Raw genomic sequence first — 6,769 nt, 5'->3', positions numbered from 1 at the left:
GCTTTTGGCGCTGGGGTCGCTGGTGCTTCTGATTTTGGTTCTGATACCATTGGCTCTTCTGCTTTTGGCGCTGGCGCTGCTGGTGCTTCTGCTCTTGGTTCTGATACCATTGGCTCTTCTGCTTTTGGCGCTGGGGTCGCTGGTGCTTCTGATTTTGGTTCTGATACCATTGGCTCATCCGCTTTTGGCGCTGGGGTCGCTGGTGCTTCTGATTTTGGTTCTGATACCGTTGGCTCTTCTACTTTCGGTGCTGGAGATACGGGTGCTTCTGCTTTTGGTTCTGATACCGTTGGCTCATCCGCTTTCGGTGCTGGGGTCGCTGGCTCTTCTACTTCTGGTGCCAGTGTTGCTGGTTCTTCTGCTTTTGGCGCCGGTGACACTGGTTCTTCCACTTTTGGTGCTGGGGTCGCTGGTTCTTCCGATTTTGGTTCTGATACCATTGGCTCTTCCACTTTCGGTGCTGGCGCTTCAGAACTTGGATTTGAAACTACAGGTTGATTTGTTGTCCCTATATTTGAAAGGGCCTTGTCTACTACTGGACTTGATTCAGTTGAGTTCCCTGATTCAATTGTAGTATCTGCAGATGGAGCATGTAAAGTTTCTGATCTTGTTTCGGCTTTTGGCGCAACTGAGACTGAGGTTTCTGATTTCGATGCCGGCAATACTGACTCTTCAGCTTTCTCTGCTGACGCCGCTGGGATTTCCACAGCTACTGGTGTCGTTTGTTTAACAGTAGTCCTTTGTTCACCAGTTACAGTATCTGTTTTTGTTTCAACTTCATAACTTTGACGACTACCAGAATTATCAATCGACACTCGCTGTCTTTTTACTTCTGTATTTCCATCTTTTAGAAAAGCCTCTTCGCTAAAATACAATTTATTATTAGCAAAAATCAAATCTCTATTTGCAATACGATTTATCTCAACCAAACTATCAACAGATAGCCCTGTTGCCCCACTAATAGCACTCAATGTATCTCCCCACTTAATTGTGTAGTGTGATAAATTGTCTATATTTAGAATATCAGCTTTCACTTCCTCAACTGTTCTGGCTACCCAAACACCATCTTGTTCACTGGCTGATACAGTTGGAGCTAAAAAGCCTAGCCCCAGTAGAATCACACCTGTCGCAACAATTGCACCCGTTCTTAATTTTCTAAAACCACGGAGGGATAAGCTTCCTCTAACATTTGTTTGTCTCATAATATTTATTTTTCCTCACTATTCTATATTTTCCAAGGTAGGCCCTGCCTAGGTCTACTAGCCTATGTTTGCGATATGGATAGGCTTCTACAGATTTATCTATAGATTTTTATGCACAATTCCATATATAAGTTGCGAAACCCCTTTCTAATAAATTCTATAACTTTAGTATATCATATTTAACACTAAAGTACAAAGAAAGCAACTGAAAGCAATGATTTTCACCACTGCTTTCTGCTTCATGTATCATTTTAAAACTTTCAGTTGCTAGCCTCATTTTTCAGTCTAGCATCAGTATTATTCACCATCCAGCAAAAGCTCTTTTGGTTGTTTTCTAAGGAGATTGCTTGAAGCAAGCGCCATAACGAAAACCACTAGAACCAAGGCTAGGACAAAGACGATGATAAAGTCTGAAGTCTGAATAGAAATATCTAGGCTCGACAAGGTCTTGCTAAAGCCATCTACTTCTGCACCACCACCAAGGTTAGAGGCTTGAGCCGCCTTGCTGGCTTGCTTGGCAACACCTGAAGTCACATTGGCAAGGACAGTATTTCCGATGGCACGAGCTGTGTAGCTGGCTAGGAAGTAAGCAGAAACAAGAGCAGGAATTGCAATCAAGATGGATTCGGTGATGAATTGCCCCAAGATACTTGCCTGCTTAAGACCGATAGAGAGGAGAATGCCCACTTCCTTACGACGGGCGTTGATCCAAAGACTAAGCAAGAGTGCAAGGAGAAGGACTGAGAAGCTCAAGCTACCCCAGAAGAGGAGGTTGGCCATCTTGTACATACCAGAAATGGATTGCTCTAGAGCTGGGTAGTTAGAGGAACTCTTAACGAGTGTGTAGCTCTTCCAGTTGATACCACTGATGCCATTCAACTCTTTCATAACATCATCCAAGTTCTTGTCTGCTGTTACAAAGAAGGTTGCGTCCCCATAAATAGCTGTGTCTTCTGTGTATCCATAAAGTTTAGCAGCAATATGGATGTCTGTGATGGCTGTATTTTCGTAAAGCTCTTGTGAGTAAGTTACTGCTGACTTATTATGACCATCAAAGAGTCCCTTGATTGTCACTTGGACTGTTTCCCTGGCTCCTTTTTCATTATCGGCATCGTAGATATTGGAGTCTAGTTTGACCTTATCCCCAACTTTCCAGCCGTGTTTGGCTGCCAAGTCCTTATGCATGAGAATCTTATCCTTGTCGTCGTTGGTTAGGTGCTCACCTTCGACCAGCTTATAAGAACCAGAGACAAACTTGTCTTCTTTAGAGGAGTCATTGACACCAGTGATCATCAAGCTACTTCCAAAACGTTTGGCACGATCAGCAGTGAGATTCTTCTTGGTTTCTGGCGTTTCAATGAGGTCATATCCAGTCAAATCTCCGATAGCGTTGATACGTTTGACATAAGACTCGATGGCCTTGTTTTCGGTGATTTTTTTGATGTCTTCACCCTTGATATTCCCAGCACCACGAGGCGTTCCTTGGTTGACGCGACGATTGATTTGCATGGAGAAGCTGTTGGTGATATTTTTAAAAGTCTCCTGAGAAGCCTTGGCAGTAGCTCCCTTGATTGACAAGCCGACCAAACTCAAGCTCGCCATGAGGAGAATAATCAGGAAGATGACAATCGATTTGAAAAACTTCCTTGTAACATAGGCAAATGCGTTGTGTAACATAGATTCCCTTTCTAGATTTTATTCTATTTTATAGTTTGAACAGAAAAAGTTCGTATTATTTCGTAGTATTTCGAGTTTCAGTCAGTTTCTTATCTTTCAACTCAAGTGTAATATCTGATGCTTGTGCCACTTCTTTGCTGTGGGTTACGACGATGACACATTTACCTGTTTTCTGGGCAAGTGATTTGAGCAGTTCGACAATATCTCCAGCAGTTTTAGGATCCAGATTTCCTGTTGGCTCATCAGCTAGAATAACTGGAGCTTCTGAGACCAAACTGCGAGCAATGGCAACACGTTGCTGTTGACCACCTGATAACTGGAGAACATTCCGCTTGATCTGATTTTCATCTAAACCAAGCTCAAGCAGTGTATCCTTGCTTGCCTTTTTGTTGACCAAGCGGATATTTTCCAGTGGAGAAAGATAATCTATCAAGTTATAATTTTGAAATACCAGGGAAATATGGTGCATACGATGGTAGGAATACCCCTTCTTACGAATATCCTCTCCTTGGAAAAGAATCGAACCTTCAACAGGACTATCTAAACCAGCAAGTAGGGACAAGAGAGTGGATTTCCCCGCTCCTGACTCCCCAATAATACTGTAAAATTTCCCAGGTTCAAAATGATAATTGATCTGATATAGGACTGCCTCAGCAGTGTTCTTATAACGGTAGTTAAGGTCTTGTAATTGTAATAAAGTCATGATTTCTCCTTCTTATACTCAATGAAAATCAAAGAGCAAACTAGGAAGCTAGCTGTAGGTTGCTCAAAGCACAACTTTGAGGTTGCAGATACAGCTAACGCGGTTTGAAGAGATTTTCAAAGAGTATTAACTAATAGATGATAAAATTTCTTTCGGCGCTTTTCTAAATAAGAATAGGAAACAAAGGGCTACAGATAAGCAACTAAGCAGAACTAGAAAAACATAGGATGCTGCAAAAGATAGGATGCTGGTTGATAAACTGCTTGCTTTGGCTAGCGTGTCTTGTAAGCTTGCCTGCTCTCCACTTGCTAGTAGAGTTTGGAGTAGGTAGGATGTGATGGCGTTGCCTGCAGCAAATGCTGGAAGCAAGGCACCAAGAGATACCAAAACTACCTCTAAACAGAACTGTAGGAAGATCGAGCTCTTGCCTTTTCCAAGTGCTAGTAAAATCCCCACTTCGTAGACCCTTTCTCTCAACCAGAGAGACAAGACCAAAATCAAGGCCCCTACTCCTGCTATCAACATCCCATAAAGGAAGATGGTCAGGAAGGTTTGAAAGGTTTCCACTGAGTCTTTGATTTGTTCAAAAGCCTTGTTTTCCTTTTCGACTTGGTAGCCTTGATTTTCCAAGGCCAAGTTTTCTACCTGCTTCATGAGTCCGTCCATTTTCTTAGGATTTTCTACATAGAAGCGTGCTGCACTGACTTGAGCTTCACTATTGCCCAAAAGGGTTTGGCTACTTTCATAATCTGTAAAGACTTGATTTTCACTGAAGTCAGAAGACAAGCCTGTGAATTTCTCTTGTTTTTTACCAGAAAAGATGCCGATAATCTCAAACTCTACTGTTTGTCCTTTTCCAGATTCAGACTGACCAGCATCCAAGCCAATCTTGTCATGAAGCGAAAGACCGTTCTTCTTAGCCAACTCTTCGTGGATCAGGATTTTCTTGGAATCCCCTTTTTGAAGGTGTCGCCCTTCTTTTAGGTTGAAGGCCGAACTGGTAAAGGTCACATCCTTGGATGAATCCTCAAGAGCCGTTAAGCTGACCAAGTTTTTGTCTGCAGCTGACAAATCATCACGCTCCACGCTCTGCTCGCCACTCACTGCTTCCTTGTCTTTTAGTTTTGCGACCGTCTCGAGTTCAGGAGAGACATGTTCCAGTCCCTTAATCTGGCTCACGGATGATAAGTCCGACAACTTGAAAGTCTGACCATTTTCTATCTTCTTAATAGAAAAAGATGTATTGAGTGATTTGTAAAGATTGGTTTCAACTGTTTTGTTGGACTTCATCAGCGTCAAACAGGCTGAAATTCCAGCCAATAGGACCAATAAAATCAGAAATAAAATAAAACTTCTCAGTCGTTTTCTGCTGACATAAGCCCAAGATCTTTGGATTGGATTCATTTGTCACCTCCATATTTGTAAGACTATTATAAAACCCAAATATGAAATGTTTATGAAATACGAAAAAAATATCGAGTAGGGGATAATCTCTAGTCCCTCTCACACCACCGTACGTGCCGTTCGGCATACGGCGGTTCAACTAACTTTTAAAGCATGTCGTTCAAGGTCATAATCCAAACACAAAATCAGTCCACGTTTTTCTTAGGCTAAAAGAGTCCACTGGACTCTTTTACTCCGTCCCATAACCAATGATTTAATAGCGCGTTCAGCTAGATTATTGGAAAGGACCAGATGCCCGTCTTTCAATAGAAATCACGACTTTCTGATGAATTTATTTTGGGAGTGATAGAAAAGCCCTTCATAAGCCAGTCTACTTGTTCAGGCGTGAGAGCTTTGATATCCTTTTCTGTACTTGGCCAAGTCAGTCTGCCGCTCTCAAAGCGTTTATATAGTAGCCAAAATCCTTGACCATCCCAGTAAAGGGCTTTAAAGCGGTCTTTACGTCCACCACAAAAGAGAAAGACTTGACCTGAGAAAGGATCCAATTCAAAGTGGGTTTTAATGAGATAAGCCAGTGAATCAATGCCTTGTCTCATATCCGTTTTCCCACATACGAGATAGACCTGCCCTAGGCTAGATAGATGAATTGTCATAGAGCAACACCTTATCCAAAAGCTCTTCTATCATTTCGAGATTGTGGAATCTCTACAGGAACAATAGGTTGTGGCATTAAAATATCTTCCAATAGTTTTACTTTACGAATAGTATACAGGAGGAACTCCATGAATGATAGATACCTTGTTATGACGCGCTTACCGTACTATTATAAATTTAATCCACTATATCATTTGATTCACTAGTAAAAAAAGATAACATCTCCTCTCGGAGATGCTATCCTTTTGGGGGCGACTAGAACATAGTGTTCCAATCTATTTTCGTTAAATTTACAGAATGTTTATCCTATGAATTATTTTATCAAAGTAATTTCTTACTCTTCTTCCTTGCGTTTTTTCGCGATAAGGAGTCCCCCTGTTGCTGCTGCAAGAAGTGCTAGAGCAAGTGAAGCGCTAGATTGTTCTGTACCAGTATTTGGCAATTCTTTCGCTCCTGCTTTCTCAGCTGGTGCTTGAGCAGGTGAATCTTGGTTGGTAGCTGGATTAACTGCTACTGAACTATCTGATTTCTTGACTGTCTTATCTGCTGGAATAACAGATGTAGTACCATCTTCAAAGGTTACAACTACTGATCCGTCTTTGTTTACCTTAATATCTTTCGCAGTTGGGTTAGATTTCTTAACTTCTTCGGCTACCTTAGCTTTTTCTGCGTCAGTCAAGTTGCTTGGATCTTTAACTGGTGTTGCTGACGGATCCTTAACACTATCTGCATCTTTAGCTTTCTCAACTGCTTTAGCTGCTGGAATTACTGCTGTTGAGCCATCTGGGAAGGTTACAGTTATTGTTCCATCTTTACCTACTTTAACATCTGTTGCAGTTGGGTTAGATTTCTTAACTTCTTCGGCTACCTTAGCTCTTTCTGCATCAGTCAAGTTGCTTGGATCTTTAACCGATGTTACTGATGGATCTTTAACACTATCTGAATCCTTAGTTGATGCACCTACTGGTTTAGATTCTGGTTTCGAGTTTGGATCTTTCGGATTTGTTCCTTTTTCTACTTCTTCCTTATCAGTCAAGCCATCGCCATCTGTATCGGCTTTAGTAGGGTCTGTTCCTTTCTCTACTTCTTCCTTATCAGTCAAGCCATCGCCATCTGTATCGGCTTTAGT

General features: G+C 41.8%; 6 protein-coding genes and 1 pseudogene. All 7 read right to left on the bottom strand.

What is annotated here, in order from left to right; all coding sequences use genetic code 11:
* Positions 1–1,202, bottom strand: a 1,202-nt coding sequence (locus HT671_RS10375) for a LysM peptidoglycan-binding domain-containing protein (RefSeq protein WP_172923156.1), incomplete at its 3' end; no start/stop codon positions are given.
* Between the two features lie 297 nt (positions 1,203–1,499).
* Positions 1,500–2,879, bottom strand: coding sequence for an ABC transporter permease subunit Vex3 (gene vex3 / locus HT671_RS10370; RefSeq protein ID WP_138703453.1), 1,380 nt, complete (start codon positions 2,877–2,879; stop codon positions 1,500–1,502).
* Between the two features lie 55 nt (positions 2,880–2,934).
* Positions 2,935–3,582, bottom strand: a complete 648-nt coding sequence (gene vex2 / locus HT671_RS10365; RefSeq protein ID WP_000173719.1) for an ABC transporter ATP-binding subunit Vex2 — start codon at positions 3,580–3,582, stop codon at positions 2,935–2,937.
* A gap of 126 nt (positions 3,583–3,708) precedes the next feature.
* Positions 3,709–4,986, bottom strand: a complete 1,278-nt coding sequence (locus tag HT671_RS10360; RefSeq protein ID WP_119919461.1) for an ABC transporter permease — start codon at positions 4,984–4,986, stop codon at positions 3,709–3,711.
* A 234-nt stretch (positions 4,987–5,220) separates the two neighbouring features.
* A pseudogene (locus tag HT671_RS10355) lies at positions 5,221–5,295 on the bottom strand (transposase); the annotation flags it as partial.
* Positions 5,289–5,639: an IS66 family insertion sequence element accessory protein TnpB gene (gene tnpB / locus HT671_RS10350; protein ID WP_172923155.1), complete on the bottom strand. Its 351-nt coding sequence runs from the start codon at positions 5,637–5,639 to the stop codon at positions 5,289–5,291. The pseudogene HT671_RS10355 and the gene tnpB, both read right to left, overlap by 7 nt.
* Before the next feature lie 335 nt (positions 5,640–5,974).
* Positions 5,975–6,769 (bottom strand): LPXTG cell wall anchor domain-containing protein (locus HT671_RS10345; RefSeq protein WP_172923154.1); only part of this gene is annotated, 795 nt, incomplete at its 5' end.

The sequence above is a fragment of the Streptococcus sp. 2741 genome (assembly GCF_013276315.1).
Lineage (GTDB): Bacteria > Bacillota > Bacilli > Lactobacillales > Streptococcaceae > Streptococcus > Streptococcus pseudopneumoniae.
Note: the sequence above shows the minus strand (reverse complement) of the source record. Positions and strands in the feature narration are given on the sequence as shown.

Excerpts from the sequence above, each read along its gene's own strand:
- vex2 (WP_000173719.1), bottom strand. The coding sequence starts at position 3,582 with ATGACTTTATTACAATTACAAGACCTTAACTACCGTTATAAGAACACT.
- vex3 (WP_138703453.1), bottom strand. The coding sequence starts at position 2,879 with ATGTTACACAACGCATTTGCCTATGTTACAAGGAAGTTTTTCAAATCG.
- HT671_RS10360 (WP_119919461.1), bottom strand. The coding sequence starts at position 4,986 with ATGAATCCAATCCAAAGATCTTGGGCTTATGTCAGCAGAAAACGACTG.
- tnpB (WP_172923155.1), bottom strand. The coding sequence starts at position 5,639 with ATGACAATTCATCTATCTAGCCTAGGGCAGGTCTATCTCGTATGTGGG.